The sequence below is a fragment of the Streptomyces sp. NPDC060205 genome, assembly GCF_042728395.1.
Lineage (GTDB): Bacteria > Actinomycetota > Actinomycetes > Streptomycetales > Streptomycetaceae > Streptomyces.
In genome coordinates this window covers 22172-39199 of sequence record NZ_JBHWZP010000052.1, presented here as the reverse complement: position 1 = coordinate 39199, position 17028 = coordinate 22172, and the positions used below count along the sequence as shown (strand labels likewise).

The window sequence follows — 17028 nt, the reverse complement described above, 5'->3', positions numbered from 1 at the left end:
GGTACGCGCTGCGGCGGAGCCGACAGGTGCCAGTCCGCGGGCGGGAGTTACCTGCCCGCGGGCAGTTCAGCCCGCAGGCGTACGGGCCGGTGCCGGCCGGCTCAGCCGTGCCGTGTACTGGCTCAGACCGCTGCGGCGCAGCCACACCAGAACCCCGCACAGGACGAGAACCACGAGGGGGATCACTGGATTGCCGTCGTTGATCAGCACCATCTCGCTCAGTGCCGCACCGGCCATCACGCCGGACAGGACGAGGGCCGCGAACGCGGCGAGGAAGGGGACGAGCAGGCCGACGCCGCCGGCTATCTCGATGGCGCCGGTGACGTAGCGCAGCCACTGCCCGGCGCCGACCTCCTCGAAGGTCTGGCGGGTCTGCTCGCCGCCCAGCCACTTGGTGACGCCACTGAACAGGAAGACGGCCGCGAGCAGGGCCTGCATGACCCAGGCCGTGATGTGCGCGGGCCGCGAGGTCGTGGCGGGCGTGCGGTGGGAGGAAGTGATGTTCTGGCTCATGGTTTCACCTCGGTTGGGGGCGCTGCACTCGCAGCGCAGGTAGGGCGGTCGGGCTGTGCGATGTTGCGTGGCGATGTGTGGTGACCGGAATGGACGAACCGGTCGCCGGTCGGTCAGACCTTGGTCAGGTCGGGCGCCGAATCGGGAGTTGAGCCGCTGATGTCGTCGTGTGCGCTCTGCGGCCGGTGCGCGTCAAGGCGCCCGCGCAGCTTGCTGCCCTCGATGTCGACGTCGGGCAGGAGCCGCTCCAGCCAGCCGGGCAGCCACCAGGCGGAGCGCCCCAGGAGGGTGAGCACGGCCGGTACGAGAGTCATGCGGACGATGTACGCGTCGACAAGGACGCCGACGGCGAGAGCGAAGCCCATCATCTTGACCATGGCGTCGGCGGACATCACGAAGCCCAGGAAGACGCTGATCATGATGGCCGCGGCTGCCGTCACCACGCGTGCGCCGTGTGTGAAGCCGGACACCACGGCCTCCGTCGGGCCCGCCCCGTGGACGTACTCCTCGCGCATCCGCGCCACCAGGAAGACCTGGTAGTCCATGGCGAGTCCGAAGACGATACCGATCAGGAAGACTGGCATCATGCTGACGATCGGCCCGGTCTGGGCGACGCCCAGGAGTCCCGCGAGCCATCCCCACTGGAAGACCGCGACCACGGCGCCGAACGTCGCTGCCACGGTGAGGAGGAAGCCGAGTACGGCCTTGACGGGCACGAGCACGGATCGGAACACCAGCATCAGCAGCAGCATTGCCAGGCCCACGACGACCGCGAGATAGGGGATCAGTGCGCTCTGCAGCCGGTCGGACATGTCGATGTTGAGGGCGGTCAGACCGGTGACGGCGATGGTCGCCCCGGTCGAGGCGCGCAGGTCCTGGCCCTGGTCACGGATGGTGTTGACCAGATCGGTCGTGGACTGGGCGTTCGGGCCGCCGTCCGGAACGACCTGCAACAGGGCGGTGTCACCAGCCGGGTTGACGTTGGCGGGGGAGACGCTTTTCACGTCGGGCAGTGACTTGACGTCGTCGCTGACCTGCTGCGCCGCGGTCTTCGGGTCCGTGCCGCGCTCGGTGCTGACGACGATGACGAGCGGTCCGTTGAAGCCGGCCCCGAACCCGTCGCTCACCAGGTCGTACGCCTTGCGCTGCGTCGTCTCCCGTGGGGCCATGCCGTCGTCGGGCAGCCCGAGGCGCAGGTCGAGAGCGGGCAGGGCGGCGACGCCCAGGCCGAGGGTCGCCACGATCAGTACGGCCACCGGACGGCGCGTCACCGTGGTCACCCACCGGCGTCCCATCGTGGCGCGCTTCTCCGTGTCCTTCGGTTCCGCGCTGTGTGCGGTGACACGGCGTCCGGCGAAGCCGAGGAGTGCGGGGAGCAGAGTGATCGCGATCAGGACGGCCACGGCGACGGTGGCGGCGGCGCCCAAGCCCATCTGCGTAAGGAACGGAACGCCCACCACGGACAGTCCGGCCAGCGCGATGATGACGGTGAGCCCCGCGAACACGACCGCGGAGCCGGCCGTACCCATGGCGCGGCCCGCCGCCTCCTCGCGGTCGGAGTCCTCGGTGAGTTCGTTTCGATAGCGCGAGACGACGAGCAGTGCGTAGTCGATCGCGACCGCCAGGCCGATCATCAGGGACAGGGTCTCGGTCGCCGGGGAGAGTTCGACGAAGCCGGTCAGCGTCATGATGCCTGTCATCCCGATGCCCACGCCGATCAGCGCGGTGGCCAGGGGCAGACCCGCCACGAGCATGGACCGGAACGTGACGAGCAGGACCAGCGCGGCGATGGCGACGCCGATGATCTCCGTGAAGCCGCCGGGCTCCTCACCCTCCATGGCATCTCCGCCGATCTCGACGGTCAGTCCCGCGTCGCGGGCCTGGTCGGCCGCCTTCTGCAGGGCTTCGTGGGAGCCGGCGCTGACGTCCTCCCCGGGAACCTTGTACGTCACCTCGCTGAAGGCGATCGCCTTGTCGGGGCTGACGGTGCCGGTGTCGAAGGGATCCTGCGCACCGGCGACCTGCGGCCCGTCGGCGAGTGAGGCCACCGTCCGGTCGAGGATCTGCCGGTTGGCCGGATCCGCGAGCGTCGAACCGTCGGGGGCCGCGAACACCACGCGCGCCGTGGCGCCGTCGGCCGCGGCCTGGGGGAACTTCTCCTCCAGTTGGTCGAGTGCGCGCTGGGCCTCCAGGCCGGGAATCCGCTGGGCTTCCGAGGTGGGGCCGGACAGGGTGACGGCTCCCGCCACACCCGCTGCCAGGAGGACGAGCCACACCAGCAGCACGAGACGTCGTCGGCGGAACGACCACCGGCCGAGTCGGTAGAGAAGGACAGCCATGAAGGACTCCAAGACATGGAATGAAAGGGGGTACGGAGCCGCGGCCGGGACCTGTGGGCCGCGGTCGGGGTGTGCTGATCACGTGGTTGTCCACGAGGACGGGGGTGCGACAGGCGCCAGGTGGGGCCCGGAGGGCGGTCACGCTGCACGACACGGCCGAGCGGCTGTCCGCGACAGGCATTTCATTGAGTGGCTCAAGGTTATTGTTTGAGTTACTCAATGAGTTTGTCAAGCGATACATTGGAGGCATGCCTTCGCAAGCCGACACGGCCGTTCTCGCCCACCAGGTCGCCACCATGTCGCTGCTCATCAGGGAACACATGAGTGACCTGCTGCAGGAGCTGGACATCACCGAGCCGCTGGCCAACCTCCTGTGGTACGCCGACGCGCAGCCCGAGCCTGTTCCGTTGCGGCGGCTTGCCGTGCGGCTGCACTGCGACCCCTCCAACGTGACCCTGATGTGCGCCAAGCTGGAGGAGAAGGGACTGGCGCAGCGCAGGCCGCACCCCGGCGACGGCCGCGTACGCACGCTGGTGGTGACCGAGGAGGGCCGCGCGGTTCGGGACCGGCTCCTTGAGCGCGCCCACACCACACCCACCCTCAGTGCCCTCGACGCCGATGAACGCGTCGTGCTCCAGGGCCTCCTGTCGAAGGCGCTGGCCGCGGGGAGTTGAGACTGCGCCCTGGGCGCCGGTGAGGGGATGCATGATCGACTCCAAGAGGCGGGGGGTTGTCCGATGCCGCCAAGACTGGCCCCGGACCCGCGTGTCGCACGTCCTCCCACCGCAGACACCTGCGGTACCACGGGCACGGTAGGCACACCCGCCGTGGGAGGAGGTGCACCGCGGTCCCACGTCCTCGTACCGCGGTCGCAGCAGGGGCCGTTGACTGCGAGGGGCTGACGCGCGCCACCGGCTCGGGAGCAAGGGTTGGTCGCACCGACCCCCTCCCGTTCAGGAGCACCCATGACGCCTGCCGAATCGACCACGCATGCCGCCCCGAGCCGCCGACCCCACTCTTATGGGCCAACAACGCCCCACCATGAGTCGCGCTTTCGGCGCCTCGGACTCCCGCACCGGCACGGCGGCCGACGGGCGCTGCGCACAGTCCTGCTCAGCGCCACCGCCGTCGTCGTGCTCGCCGCCTGTCAGACCGGGCCCGAGGGGTCCGGGGCGAGCGACCGTGTCCCCGATCCGGCCGCCACCCGGACGCCAACAGGCGCTCCGCAGATGGCTCTTGTGCCCGCCGGCGCCTACCTCCTCGGTGCCGCGGACGGACCTGCCGACGAACGTCCCGTTCACACCGTGCGCCTGGACGCCTTCCGTCTCGACCGCTACCCGGTGACGAACGCGGACCTCGCACGCTGGGCCAACGGCAAGAAGGAGCAGCTGCGCAACGCCACCGGCGGCCAGGAGCTCCCGGCCGACCCCCGCATGCCCCGCGAACCCGACGCCGTACGGGACAAGGACGACCGCGACCTGTTCGTCCCGGCCGACGCGGACGGCAACTCGCATCTCCTGCGTGCAAACGGCCGTTTCGACGTCGAGAAGTCGTACGCGGATCACCCCGCGACCGAAGTGACCTGGTGGGGCGCCTACAGCTACTGCCGGGACCGCGGCGCGCGGTTGCCCACCGAGGCGGAGTGGGAAGCCGCCGCCCGGGGCCCCGAGGGTCGCACCTACGCGTGGGGCGAGCAGGAACCGAACGCCGAACGCGCCCGTTACGGTGCGGCGACAGGCGGCACTGCACCGGTGAACGCCCATCCGGAGGGGGCGACGCCTCTGGGCATCCACGACCTGGCCGGGAACACGTACGAATGGACCAGCACCCTGTACCGCCCGTACCCCTACGACGGTAGCGACGGCAGAGAAGAGGTCACCTACTCCGCGGAGGAGCGGGTGACCCGTGGTGGCGCCCACGACGACGAAGCCGACGCTCTGCGTGGCACCTACCGCTCCGGTTACTCCCGGGAGCCGCAGGGCGGACACCACCACATCGGCTTCCGGTGCGCCGCCGACCCTCGACCCTGAGGTGACCCCGGGCGGCGGCGGGAAAGCTCTGGGCCTGTCGCGCATGAACGTGTCTCTCCCGATGACGCAGGGTGCACCGGGCTGCACCCCGAGGGCCGACACGACACCCTCCACACAACACGCCGGTCACCTCCAGCCCAATCCCTGGTCAAGTCCTGACCGGGGATCGGGCTGAAGGTGTTCGGACGGGCCTAAGCCGTCAGCTTCTCCCTGTCGTCGGTGTCATCGGCGTCCGCCGGACGAAGTCGCGCAGACGGGGCCGGTACAAGACGGACGGGCGGCGCGTGGGCGGCGCGGACGGCCCACATGCCGATGGCGAGAACGGCGACGGCCTCGGCGCCGACCAGAAGACGCTCCACGATCCCGATCGGCAGGACCTCCCACCACGGTGTTCCTGTCAGCATCATCTGGCCCACCGCGTACACGATCGGTACGAAGGCCAGAGCGGAGAGCAGGCCGAGCCGGCGAACCCTCCCGGCATGCGTGCCCCACACGGCGGACCGCCGCCACGGGCGGGACAGGAGCCGCGCGGCGATCGGCAGGCTGACGAAGGCGATCAGACTGGCCACCCGGTGGATCTCGCCGCCAAGCGTGTCCTCCACGAGGGTCCGGTCCTCCTTGGGTATCAGCGCGACCACGGTGAGCCCTGCCGACCACAGCGTGATGGCGATCGCCGCGCCGGAACGCCACCGGGTGATCCTGCTGGACACGAGGGAGGCGACGACGGCCAGCGAACCGAACGCGAGCAACAGCACCGCCGCGCCGAAGAGCCACCGCTGCGGCCCCAGCCCGTACTCGCTGATCGTGTGACGGAGCTGCCCGGGGGACACGATGGCCAGCCGGACATCGAGGGCGACGATGGTCAGCACGGTGAGGGCGGCGGCGGCCGTGCCGCTCACTGCCAGCGCGTGTGCCGGTGAGCGGAAGGGGCGGGGACCACCTGCGCGAGGTCCCGTGTCGGTCGGCACTTTGTGTAGCCCGGCTTTTTCCATGGGGTCGAGACTGCCCGTCCACCCGCGCCCAGTCGTCGTCCGGTCGCGGACACGTGGCCGTACTGCGAACGCAGTACCTGCCCGCACCGGTGCACGGTCCGCAGGCCGCAGCCGAAGCACGACACGTACGTGACTTCGGAAGTGAGCAGGGATTGACCTGTGGATGAGTATCCGACGGGCCGAACATGAGAGCCGGTGAAAAGGAGAGAACATGAGCAACGACGACACCGCTGAGCGCGGTACTGCGGCCGCCGTCGGCCACCACCAGGTTGTCCCCGTCCACTTCGGCGACCTGGACTCGTTCGGAATGGTCCACCACGGCCAGTACGCCGCACTCTTCGAACGGGGGATCACCTCGTACTGGATGGAGCGCGGGGTGTCGTTCGACCGCGCGAAGTCGCAGATCGCCGACGTCCTCCAGGTCGTACGCAAGATGGAGATCACGTACGACATGCCGATCACCGAGGTCGGCGAGGTCCAGGTGCACTTCTGGATCGACCGGATGGGGCGGACCAGCTACACGTACGGCTTTCGGGTGCTGTCGAAGGACCGGGCCGTGGTGCACGCCACCGGACAGCGCATCCAGGTCAACCTCGACCCCGTGACGCTGCGCCCCACGCCGTTCGGCGAGGGCGCGCGGGCTGCCGCCCTGCCCCTCATGCGGGCGTCCGAGTCACCGGCCTCGGAGTCGTAGGCCCCCATGTCACGTGCCCTCAGGCCAAGAGTCTGAGGGTGGCTGAGCGGCCGGGGGAGTGCCGTGGATCTCCATCTGCCACAGCTGACCGCTGATCCGTTCCAGAGCGGCGGCGAGATGCCTGCGGTAGGTGCTGAACGAAATGTGCAGCCGTTCGGCGACGGCCTCCTGGTTGGGCACGCGCTTGAAGTAGGTGGTGGTGACGACCTTGTGCAGCTGCTCGTCGCGAGCCGTGCCGTGCAGGGTCTCGATCGACTCCGTGACGGCCTCACGCAGGGCCGCCACCGCGTCCGCCTCGGGATGCTCGACCACCAGCCTGCTGCGCACCAGAGGGTTGGTGACCAACTCGTCGGGGCGGTGCCACGCGGTGAGTGCCGCCCGTACCGCCTCGTCGAACTCCTCCCGGGTGAGCACCACGCAACCGCCGGTCCGGTGCGCCGTCCTGCCCGCTTCGAGGCCGCCCAGTTCCAGCGTGACGCTGAAGTCGAGCCAGATCCGCGGCGGGATGACCCGCCAGTCGTGGGCGTAGAGCGACTGGACCCGTCCCTCGACGCGGACGGGCTCGGTCAGCAGATGCTGGTCCATGTAGGCCATCAGGGGATGCCAGAAGGAGTTGTCCGCCATCGCGATGTAGGACCACGCCAGCCGGTCGGCCAGGACGAACTCGTACACGGCCCGGTGCAGGAACAGGTCCATCACCGGCGAGGGGCGTTCGCATTCCTTCGGCTCCATGAGGAAGCGCACGATCGCCAGGTGTTCTCCATCCCTCAGCGGAGTGGCACCTCCGCAGTGCTCCCAGGCCGCCGACACGACGGGGTCGGCGGCGAGCTCCTCGGGGTCGGGCCGGTCCATCGTCAGACAGGCCCACACGGCGACGATCTGCCGGGAGTCGGTCCGGCGGCAGATACGCAGAGCCTGAGGCCGCCTGCCGATCCAGAAGGCGGTCAGTGCTTCGGCCCCGGGTCCTTCGGCGTCCCGGACCAGGGACAGCACTTCCTCGGCTTCCTCGGGGACGAACGTGTCCTCGTGGACATCGCCGTCGGCCTGCCAGGTCACGTACTGCGACAGGAAGCCGTTGGTGCGGTGCAGATAGGTGAGGGCCGACATGGCGGGCAGGACCCCCGTGCCCTCCGCCGCCTTCGCGCGGGTCAGGAGATGGGCGTGCAGCCGGCGGTGCATGGCCTCGTAGGTCCCGGGATCCCGCCAGCGCAGATCCGTGTCGAGGACCTCCCGGACGACGTCGTGCGGAAACAGACCGTGCCGGCCGGTCTCGACGAAGGGCAGCTCGCGCAGCCAGGCGAACAACTCGGACGCGGGCGCGTCGGTCAGCGCCGCCCTCAGCAGCTCCTCGGTCGTGGCGAGCGCGTGGGCGCACACCTCCAGGGCCCGGCGGTGCGCGGCGCTCGGCAGCGTGCCCACGAGCTGTCCGAGCAGCGTTTTGATGACGTCCGTGCTGGCCGCGGAACGGGTGTGCATGCGCTCACCGTGCAGCGACACGTCGGCCGCGAGCCGCAACGCCAGCGGATGGCCGCCCGCGAACGCGATCAGGGGAGCCTGCTCCCCCGGAGGCACACCGCGTGAGGTGAGAAGGGTGCCGGCGTCGTGCGGCGGCAGGTCGTGCAGCCGTACGACGCGCAGCAGGCCGTCCCAGCCCGGATCGGTCCGCCAGGCCAGGGCCGGGGGCCGCCGCCCCGCGATGACCACGACCGCGTCGCCCGGCAGTGCGGGCAGGTAACTCTCCCGCAGCCAGCGTTCGAGCCCCTGGCACCGCTCGAAGGTGTCGACGAGCAGAACCACCCGCTCGTCGGCTCCCACAGGGCCGGCCTCCGCCTCGAAGTCCTCCTCCCGGGCGGTCAGGTCGCGACCGTCGACCGTGATCACCCGGCGGCCCCGGGCCTGTGCCTCGTCGGCGAACCGGGAGAGCAGTGCGGACTTGCCCACACCCCCGGGCCCGTGCAGATACAGGACACCGAAGGTCCCGGGGACGCCGTCCAGCGCGGCCGCGAACTGTGCCCGCTCCTCGGAACGGCCGATGAACGACGCACCGCGTGCCGACCGGAGGCGCTCCGCGAGCGGACCCAGAGGAATGTGAGACATGAACCAAACGTAGGCGGTGTTGGCCCCGGTCAACGCCAGGGTCAGAGAGTCGCGCCCGTCACCGCCAGTAGTTCCTGACGGAGTCGGCCCGGGGTCACCGTAGCGGGCGGCTCCCATGCCCATCTGCAGACGATGCGGAGGCTGGCCCAAGGCTTCCAGCGGGCAGCCGTTCCGGCGAAGCCGGGACTGGAGCAGACCAGAAGCTGCGTTCACTTCGAGCCGGAGCAATCGCAGCATCATCCGCGCAGTGGAGCCGCCTCAGACCATCAATGCTGCGAGAGAGCTGTTATCAGGTCTGCCCTTCTGGGCAGAGTGCCGCAGCTGCGCCAAGGCGTCAACGCCCGTATCAACGAACGTCACCCGCGTCCCCAGCCGTCTGACCGCATGCGTCGTCGGCCCAAGCACTGGAAGCTCTGTGATCGGGCAGGCAGCGCAGCCTGCCCGGAAAAACGAACCTGAGCATGACTTTCGAATGTCTCTTGATGTTTCGACCGGAGCAGCGTAGAAAAGGTGCATCACCGACAGTGGCGCCGGTGCCGGTCGCAAGCGGCCACCGCCACGAGGAGGGATTTAGCCCGATGCGTTGTGGACTCCGCCAAGGGGCCTCACTGAGTGGCGCCGTTGATCTGCCTGTTCGCCTCGAAGGCTGCGGTGATGCCGGAAGGAGATGTGCCGGCCAGTGGATAGGCCAGCGCCCAGCACCGTGGTCGCCATTCTCGCAGCGGCCCTCCTGACCTCGCTCACCGACGTCCCCCGCTACACGCGTGCCTTCCGCGTTCAACGCCTCATCCAGGCCGCGACCATTTGCGTGTGAGCGGGCGATCCTTTGCCCCGCAGCCTCACAAGCTGGCAGGTCCCGGGTTCCCCACCCTTTGGTCAGGCCGGTGCAATGGCCTCACCTCGCACGACAACCTCAGAGACCGGGACGGCCTCTTGCACGTCACCCGGAGCGACGCCCGACGTACTCGTGTGATTGATCACCTGAAATGGGATGAACATATGCCTCCCCGTATCGCTGTGCTGGGCGCCGGCGCAAACGGTGCCTCGATCGGTGCAGACCTGACACGCGCCGGACACGACGTCACCCTCATCGAACAATGGCCCGAGCACGTGCGCGCCATGCAGTCCGACGGTGTCCGCATCGTGATGCCTGACCGAACGCTGCACGTCCCCGTCGTAGCGCGAGATCTTTGCGACGTCGCGACCCTCGCTGAACCTTTCGACGTCGTGTTGATTCTTATGAAGGCATACGACACCCGTTGGGCGGTCCACCTGATCGAGCCGTTGGTGGCGCACGACGGTGTGGTCGTGGGAGTGCAGAACGGCATGACGACGGACGCCATCGTCGAGGTCGTCGGCCCACACCGCACTCTCGGCTCCGTCATCGAGATTTCCTCGATGATGAACGAGCCCGGAATTGTCCAGCGGCACTCACCGCCGGACCGTTCATGGTTTGCCGTCGGTGAGATCGCTCCTGCCCCCCGGAGCCGCGTGGGAGAGATCGTCGAGTTGCTGAGCCACTCAGGTACGGCCACACCTGTCGGCGACATCCGTGCCACCAAGTGGATGAAGCTAATCAGCAACTGCACCACTCTTGCGATGACGGCAATGCTTGATCTTCCCGTCATGACGGCCGCGACCGACCCCGACGTCCGAGCGCTCATGCTTCGCTCTGGCCAGGAGGCCGCCGACGCCGGAGTGCTTCTCGGTTACCAGCCGCTTCCCATTTTCGGGCTCTCCGTGGATGACGTCAGCAAGCCTGATCGCCTCGTCGAACTGCTCTTGGACACCCTGGTCAGCGGCTTCGTGCTGCCCTCCACCACTACTACGGTCGCCCACGACTGGAGCAAGGGCCGGCGCAGCGAGGTCGCGGATATCAACGGTGCCGTCGTCGCTGCGCACGCCGAGCACGGCGGAGCGGCTCCCGTGAATGCTGCTCTGGTTCGGATGGCTCGTCGTATCGAGCGCGGCGAATCCACCCCGGGTCCCGAGCGCCTTGCCGAACTTCGGCATCTGATCGGCGCCTAGCCGCGCCAGAAGGACGGATGAATTCGATGTCGCAGATTCACCTGCATGCCCCCATCGCCAGCACTCGGTCGATCCGCGAGAGTTCCGCGATTGTTGACTGGTTCTCCGCACGCATTCCACAGCACCCCGGGTCCGAGATCCAGGTCGTCGACACCGCAGCCGACCTCATGCTCACTGAGAGCACCCGGGGCGACGCCACGCTCCCCCGCTGCCGTCGGGCGACCGCGCCCTCGGCCGCACGTCCGAACACGGGAGGCTGAGCATGTCTGCAAGGAGCACACGCCTCCTGCGTGGAGCCACGGTCCTGACCTGCGACCCACAGATTCCAAGTTTGCAGCGCGGCGACATCCTCATCGACGCCGGCCGGATCTCGGCCGTCGGAACCGACTTGGTGGCGCCGCCGGGGTCCGAGGTCGTGGACCTGGTGGGATCAATCGTGATCCCCGGGCTGATCGATGCACATCAGCACCTGTGGGAGCATACGTACCTATTGTGTCACCCTGAGCTCGGCCTCGGCGCGTATTTCAAAGAGTTTGTCGCTGACGCCGCCGCGGCGGTCACTCCGGACGGCCTGTATGACACCGTCCGCGCCGCATTGCGCAGTGCTGTCACGTCGGGCACGACGACCACCTTCGACTGGTGCCATGTGACCAATACGCCGGAGCACGCCCAAGCCGCCGTGGCCGCCGCGCTCAGTTCGCCGTCTCGATACGTCTTCGGCTACGGCCCGCCGGTAGCGCTCGGTTACTACAACAGCGCACGTCATCATCCAAACGACATGGAGAAGCTTGCCGCTGAACACGGCTCGACCACGCACGAACGAGTCAGCGTCGCCGCCGCCCTGCGCGGCCCCGATCTCTCTCCGCCTGAAGTCGTCCGTGCCGACATCGAGCGTGCTCGCCAGGCGGGCATCCCGATCAGCATGCACGTCTCAACGCACGTCTCAGGACCAGGGGGCGTCACCTCCCTGCACGAGCAGGGCCTCCTCGGACCGGATCTGCAGTTCGTACACCTCACCGACGCCAGCACCGACGAGCTCCGCCTCGTCAGTAATTCTGGAGGCCGCATCGTCGTTCCGCCGATCGCTGAACTTGCCATGGGAACCGGCGTCCCTCCACTGCGACGCGTCACCGACGCCGGGTCCCGCGCCGCGCTCGCCGTGGACACCGTGCTCGGGAGCCCGCTCGACATGTTCAACCAGATGCGCGCTGCGGCAATTCTGCTGAGAGCCGCCGAATGGGACGGGTCGTGCCCGCCAGTGGGAAGCCGACTTGAGGACATCCTCGCTGCCGCAACCATCGAAGGTGCCCGTGCTTGCTGGCTCGACGACGTAACCGGTTCACTCACACCAGGGAAGTGGGCCGACCTGGTAATCCTTGAGCCCGGCCGACCGGTCGCCACTATAGAAGAGGCTCTCGCACACGTTGTGTGGAATGGATCGGCCGATCGCATCAGCACTGTCCTTGTGGGCGGCGTCACCGCCTGAGCCACCCGGCGCGGGAGAGAAACTTACAAAGGGGAAAAGGATGCCTTCCGGCCCGTAGTCCGCATTCATCGGGTAGGAACACCTTCTGGAGTCTCACTCACGACCGCCGATGCCGGCTGAGGCAAGGTGCGGGTCCGGCGCCCGACCTGATGTTCATGCTTCCAGGGGCACCAGAGAGTGTCTACCGCATGGGCGACGGCTCTGTGGTGATGAGGGTCAGCCTGGACGGCGTCCGACCGGGCGGGCACACGGATTCTGCAAGCACATGATGCCGAGCACGTTGCTATGGTGCAGACACGGGGGAGCGAGTAGCTTGGAAGTCGCTACATGCATCCACTATGCATATTCCTGAAAGCTACCCGTCGAAATATCGAGGAAGTCCGCAAGGTTTCCTCTTGGATCCTCGAGAGCCGATCCTTTGCTCGGGTGTTTACCCCTACGGGATCGCCGACGTGATCGGGATGGGGCGCTGCCACTCCTGATGCGTCACCCAGTGGAAAATAGAATAAAGCAACATCCCGTGGCGTCGATTTATTGAAGCCCTAAGTCCGCTGGATTTAATAGGAGTGAAATGCCAACCTTGCCAGGGTTCCGAAGTGCTTCTACAAACCTGGGTGATGTGCGTATTCACCATGTCAGCGGCGGAGAAGGTGAACCTGTCGTAATCGTTCATGGTGGCTGGGACAGTTCGTGGGCATGGCGGCACGTGGCCCCTGCTCTGGCTGAGAGTAACCGGATCATCCTGCCCTCGATCCGTGGGCTGGCAAACTCGTCTAAACCCGAGGGCGGGTACGACGCCAGGACACTGGGTGCAGACCTGTATCGGATGCTGCGCGAGCTGGGTATCTCGCGTTGCGCTGCGGTAATTGGACACGACTGGGGCGCCCTTGCGGCTTACAGCCTTGCGGCGCAGCATCCTGAGATGGTCGATCGCCTTGCGATCTTTGAGATGGCGATGCCAGGGACGGGGGTCATGGAGCGCGCCATGACGCCGCAACCCCATGGGGACTTCCTTTGGCACATGGGCTTCAACTCTGTGCCCGACATGCCGGAACTACTGATTCGGCCCCATCTGCGTGAGTACATGCATTGGTTCTTCACGCACTTTGCCCACGTGCCGGACGCCGTTGATAGGGAGGCACTCGATCACTACGTCGACCTGTACCAGCAGGTTGGCGCACTGCGCGCCATCCTGGCGATTTACCAGAACTTCTGGGTGCATGCGGAGCAGGTAACACAGATGTCTGCCACTCCGCTCGAAATGCCGGTTCTCGCATACGGCGGCGACACGTGCTTCGGACCCCTTACGCGAGAAGCGATGAGCCAGTTGGCGCGGAATGTGCATGGCGGCGTGATCCCCGACTGCGGTCACTGGGTCGCAGAGGAAAACGCCCCCTTCGTAGTCGATGCCCTCCGCTACTTTTTGTTGCACGACATGGCCAACCCGGATCTGGGTAAGGGAGGGCAAGACAGCGTGATCGCCGCGGCGCGCTTGTAAGCAGGACGCTGCGTGGCCCAACAGCATGGCGTACATCTCGGCGGTGCTCGCTTTAGGAGAGTTTGAACGCCGCCGGTTGGTTATGCCACGGGCCTGCGGGACGGCTCGTGCCCGAGGATCGGTTAATGCCGCAACCGCATGGATACCTCAGGCAATTTTCGAACTTGGGCCTGCCTGCACCGCAACTGTTCGGGCGAAGCACTCCGCGCCGACTTCGCCCTGACCCGAGCCGGCGCGACGCATGCGCACTCCTCAGGACCGCTCCGCGTCACTAGGGCCGCCCGGTGACGCGGATCCAGCCCGCGCTGACACGCCCGGACTGGAGGTGAGAAACGGAAACCAAGGCCGACGGCTCCGTGAAATTCTCCTTGGCGAGTGGGGCCACGAGTCGCTTGCTCAGACCGCGTCAGCCAGCCGGACTGGCTCCGTCATGCGTTGGGCCATGAGCAGACCCAGAATGGGGGACATACAGAGAGGCAGTGCAAGGGTCTGGCTGCCTGTCGCGCCATACCGCGGCAGCCAGCCTGGATGTAACCCGGAAGGCGGACGCCATGGGCTGGAATCTCTCCCGGTCGGCTGTGCAACTCGAAGCGCTGCAGGCACGTCGAGACAAGATCATGGCAGCGACGCTTCGTTGGCTGCAAACGCGTCTTCAGGTCAGTACGAGCACCATTTACCTGCTGACCCGAGACGGGCGGAACCTGGCCGCCGCCGTGTCGATCGACAGCCCTCTCGGTTTCACCGTATTTGCGGGCATGTCCGTGGATGATGTTTGGCATTCCTCGGCGCGCGCATACCGCACTGACGAGCTCGTCGTGCTTGGCGATGCGGATATCCAGAAGCTACTCCGTGCGGAACCGGCAATGGTCTTGCATGCGCCGTTTCCCATGACCGCTGTTTCGGTGCCGTTGCGGACGTCAGATCACCGCTTCGGTGCCGTAACGCTGCGCTGGATCCCGCCTCGCTCAATCAGCGCGGAGGAACTGCGCCACGTGACCGCGGCTGCGGACGACCTGGCGCGCGCCCTGGAGGTGCTCGGCGAACAGGGTGCCTCGACAGAGGCTCCTCGCGTACCGGTTTTCGTGCCGGCGTATGACGCGGGCTCTGAGCCTGTAGCGGTGCAGGCCGACGAGCTGACTTGGAATGAGCACACATCAGGCTCCGCAACGGCGGGCAGCACGTTCCTGTACCAGCTCCTCGAGCTCGCCTCTGAACTGACCGGCGCTGCCCGTCTGCGGGATGTGGTCGCTGCAGCGTGGGCGCAGGTTGCCTATCCCTTCGGCGGGCGGGCGATGATGCTCTGTCTGACCGAGAACGAGAAGCTGCGCACCGTTGGGTCCGCTGGCTTCTCCGAAGAAGCAGTACGCGGCGTGAACGGGCTCTCGTTGTCCTGGAGCACGCCAGAGACCGACACCGTCACGAAGGTCGAGCCGATGTTCTTCGAGACGGCACAGGAGCTGCAAGCTGCCTATCCCGGCCTTGAGCGGGATGAAGCGGGGGAGACCTGGGCCTTTCTGCCGCTGATCACCAATGGGCGGGCCGTGGGATGCTGCTCTCTATGCTTCGACCGGCCTCGCCGTCTGAGCTTCGGGGAACGTGCCCTTCTCATGATCATGATGGGGCAGGTGGGCCAGTCACTCGAACGGGCCCGCGCGTACGAGGTCGAGCACACTCTGTCCAAAGGGCTGCAACAGGCACTCCTGCCACGCCACCTGCCGCACCTCGCCGAGGTCGAGATCACAGCCCGCTATCTACCGGCGACCACAGGCGCGGACGTCGGGGGTGACTGGTACGACGTGGTTGTGCTGCCCGGCAGGGCCGTCGGATTCGTGATCGGAGACGTCGAGGGGCACAGCCTCGAAGCAGCGGGGACCATGGGCCAGATCCGTACCGCGGTGCGATCCTACGCAGCTGAGGGACACGACCCTGCCACCGTATTGAGTCGCAGCAATCACCTGATGATTGAGTTGGATACAGACCGGTTCGCCACGTGTTGTTGCTTGTGGCTGGATTTGGCCAGGGGAACCGCCCTCCTCGCTAGTGCCGGCCACCATCCACCTGCCATCACCGGGCCGGGCGGCCTGATCGCGCTACCGAAGCTGTCTGTGGGGCTGCCACTGGGGATTGAACCGGGCACGCTTTACGCTCAAACGGAGATCGAGCTGCCGCCGGGCGGCATCTGTGCGCTCTACACCGACGGCCTGCTCGATGTTCGGCAGGCCGGGCCTGACAGAGCCGCGGAGCGTTTGCGCCGCCAGTTGTCCGAAGTCCGCGAGTGCAACCTGGAGGTCGTGGCCGACCGGATCATCGGCGACTCCGGGCCCGAGGCGTTTCGGGAGGATGATGCCGCGCTGCTACTCCTTCGCTACGAAGGGGTCCGGCAGGCCGCTCACCGGCGGGTGGCCCGCATCTCAGTGCAACGACATGACCTGCAGGGCGTGGGACACATGCGTCATCTCCTGCGCGACCTGCTGCGCGAGTGGGAGCTCAGTACCCTCCTCGACGAGCTTGAGCTCCTCGCGTCGGAGGTGGTGACCAATGCTCTGATCCACGCGCACAGCGAGGTGGATGTGCGGCTTCGCGAATACCCCGACCGGCTCCGAGTAGAGGTACGTGACAGCGATCCGCACCCGCCTGTCCCCGTCACGTTCGTAGGTACCGACCAACCGGGCAACGAGGAAGCGGAATCTGGACGAGGGCTACTCATCGTCGACGCAGTGGCCTCCGCCTGGGGCAGCTCCCCGGCTGGCCGTGGAAAGACAACCTGGTTCGAACTCGGCATTTCTGCGGAATGAGGCGGGATGTGACCGCTGATAAGCCCCTCCTCACCAGCTGACACCGGTAACGTCGGCGCCAGAGCAGGGTGCCCGAAGGCGCGGGGAAGGCATGCGGAGATCCTTTGCAACTCACCGGATGTGGGTAACGGCCTTGCGGACCAGGCCACTGGCGGCGAAGTAGTCGCCGCGTTCCTCAGGGGCAATACTGCCATGGTGCTTGTCGTGGCTGATGGCCGGTTCAAGGGCTGTGTGCCGACGGTTTGCGCGGGCCTGGTGTGGTCACTGTCGGCGCCAGGTCAACCAGTGCAGAATGTGCTTGAGGGGTACTGGTCGGCGGTTGGTGAGGCCAGTGCTCAGACGTCTGATCTTGGTGAGGTTGAGATCGATGACGTCTGAGAGGATTGGTGTCTGCTTTCCTGGCATCCAGCTCGCGCGCTCGCAGGACGGTCAGGAGCGCCGACCCGGCGGTCGGTGACCCCCGGCGCCCCTGGCCTGAGCCGGACCGGCCGCGGTGGCAACCGGCCGGGGTTGCTGGTGCCCTTTGTGGGCAACCCACCACCGTTTATCGCCCACC

At 67.2% G+C, this 17028-nt stretch carries 11 protein-coding genes; 7 read left to right on the top strand and 4 right to left on the bottom strand.

Translation table 11 applies throughout. The annotated features are described in order from the left end of the window. Window positions 1–66: 66 nt before the first annotated feature. Both ACFWGJ_RS12520 and ACFWGJ_RS12515 read right to left on the bottom strand, forming a co-directional pair. A complete protein-coding gene (locus ACFWGJ_RS12520) occupies window positions 67–513 on the bottom strand; it encodes a DoxX family protein (RefSeq protein ID WP_387323037.1) in 447 nt (148 codons plus the stop codon). Window positions 514–626: 113 nt separating this feature from the next. Further along, window positions 627–2852 carry an MMPL family transporter gene (locus ACFWGJ_RS12515; protein WP_387323035.1) on the bottom strand — a complete coding sequence of 742 codons (2226 nt, stop codon included), beginning with the start codon at window positions 2850–2852 and terminating at the stop codon, window positions 627–629. 248 nt (window positions 2853–3100) lie between these two features. Between ACFWGJ_RS12515 and ACFWGJ_RS12510 the strand changes: the two genes are divergently transcribed. Both ACFWGJ_RS12510 and ACFWGJ_RS12505 read left to right on the top strand, forming a co-directional pair. Further along, window positions 3101–3526, top strand: a complete 426-nt coding sequence (locus ACFWGJ_RS12510) for a MarR family winged helix-turn-helix transcriptional regulator (RefSeq protein ID WP_387323033.1) — start codon at window positions 3101–3103, stop codon at window positions 3524–3526. A gap of 291 nt (window positions 3527–3817) precedes the next feature. After that, the gene (locus ACFWGJ_RS12505; protein WP_387323031.1) at window positions 3818–4882 is read left to right on the top strand and encodes a formylglycine-generating enzyme family protein; all 1065 of its coding nucleotides are present in this window, start codon (window positions 3818–3820) and stop codon (window positions 4880–4882) included. A gap of 191 nt (window positions 4883–5073) precedes the next feature. On the opposite strand, the gene ACFWGJ_RS12500 is transcribed toward ACFWGJ_RS12505, so the two are convergent. Then, window positions 5074–5781, bottom strand: a complete 708-nt coding sequence (locus tag ACFWGJ_RS12500; RefSeq protein WP_387323030.1) for a DUF998 domain-containing protein — start codon at window positions 5779–5781, stop codon at window positions 5074–5076. Between the two features lie 304 nt (window positions 5782–6085). On the opposite strand from ACFWGJ_RS12500, the gene ACFWGJ_RS12495 reads away from it, so the two are divergent. Further along, the gene (locus tag ACFWGJ_RS12495; protein ID WP_387323028.1) at window positions 6086–6568 is read left to right on the top strand and encodes an acyl-CoA thioesterase; all 483 of its coding nucleotides are present in this window, start codon (window positions 6086–6088) and stop codon (window positions 6566–6568) included. Window positions 6569–6577: 9 nt separating this feature from the next. Here ACFWGJ_RS12495 and ACFWGJ_RS12490 read toward each other — a convergent pair whose 3' ends face one another. Beyond that, complete coding sequence (locus tag ACFWGJ_RS12490; RefSeq protein WP_387323026.1) at window positions 6578–8665, bottom strand: ATP-binding protein; 2088 nt, start codon at window positions 8663–8665, stop codon at window positions 6578–6580. Window positions 8666–9634: 969 nt separating this feature from the next. Between ACFWGJ_RS12490 and ACFWGJ_RS12485 the strand changes: the two genes are divergently transcribed. From ACFWGJ_RS12485 to ACFWGJ_RS12470, 4 genes are all read left to right on the top strand, one after another. Further along, window positions 9635–10693, top strand: coding sequence for a ketopantoate reductase family protein (locus ACFWGJ_RS12485; RefSeq protein ID WP_387323024.1), 1059 nt, complete (start codon window positions 9635–9637; stop codon window positions 10691–10693). A 262-nt stretch (window positions 10694–10955) separates the two neighbouring features. Then, the gene (locus ACFWGJ_RS12480) at window positions 10956–12179 is read left to right on the top strand and encodes an amidohydrolase family protein (protein ID WP_387323022.1); all 1224 of its coding nucleotides are present in this window, start codon (window positions 10956–10958) and stop codon (window positions 12177–12179) included. 619 nt (window positions 12180–12798) lie between these two features. Next, window positions 12799–13677 carry an alpha/beta fold hydrolase gene (locus tag ACFWGJ_RS12475; protein ID WP_387323020.1) on the top strand — a complete coding sequence of 293 codons (879 nt, stop codon included), beginning with the start codon at window positions 12799–12801 and terminating at the stop codon, window positions 13675–13677. Between the two features lie 551 nt (window positions 13678–14228). Beyond that, entirely contained in the window at window positions 14229–16472 is a 2244-nt protein-coding gene (locus ACFWGJ_RS12470; RefSeq protein ID WP_387323018.1) for a SpoIIE family protein phosphatase, read from the top strand. The last annotated feature ends 556 nt before the right edge of the window (window positions 16473–17028 follow it).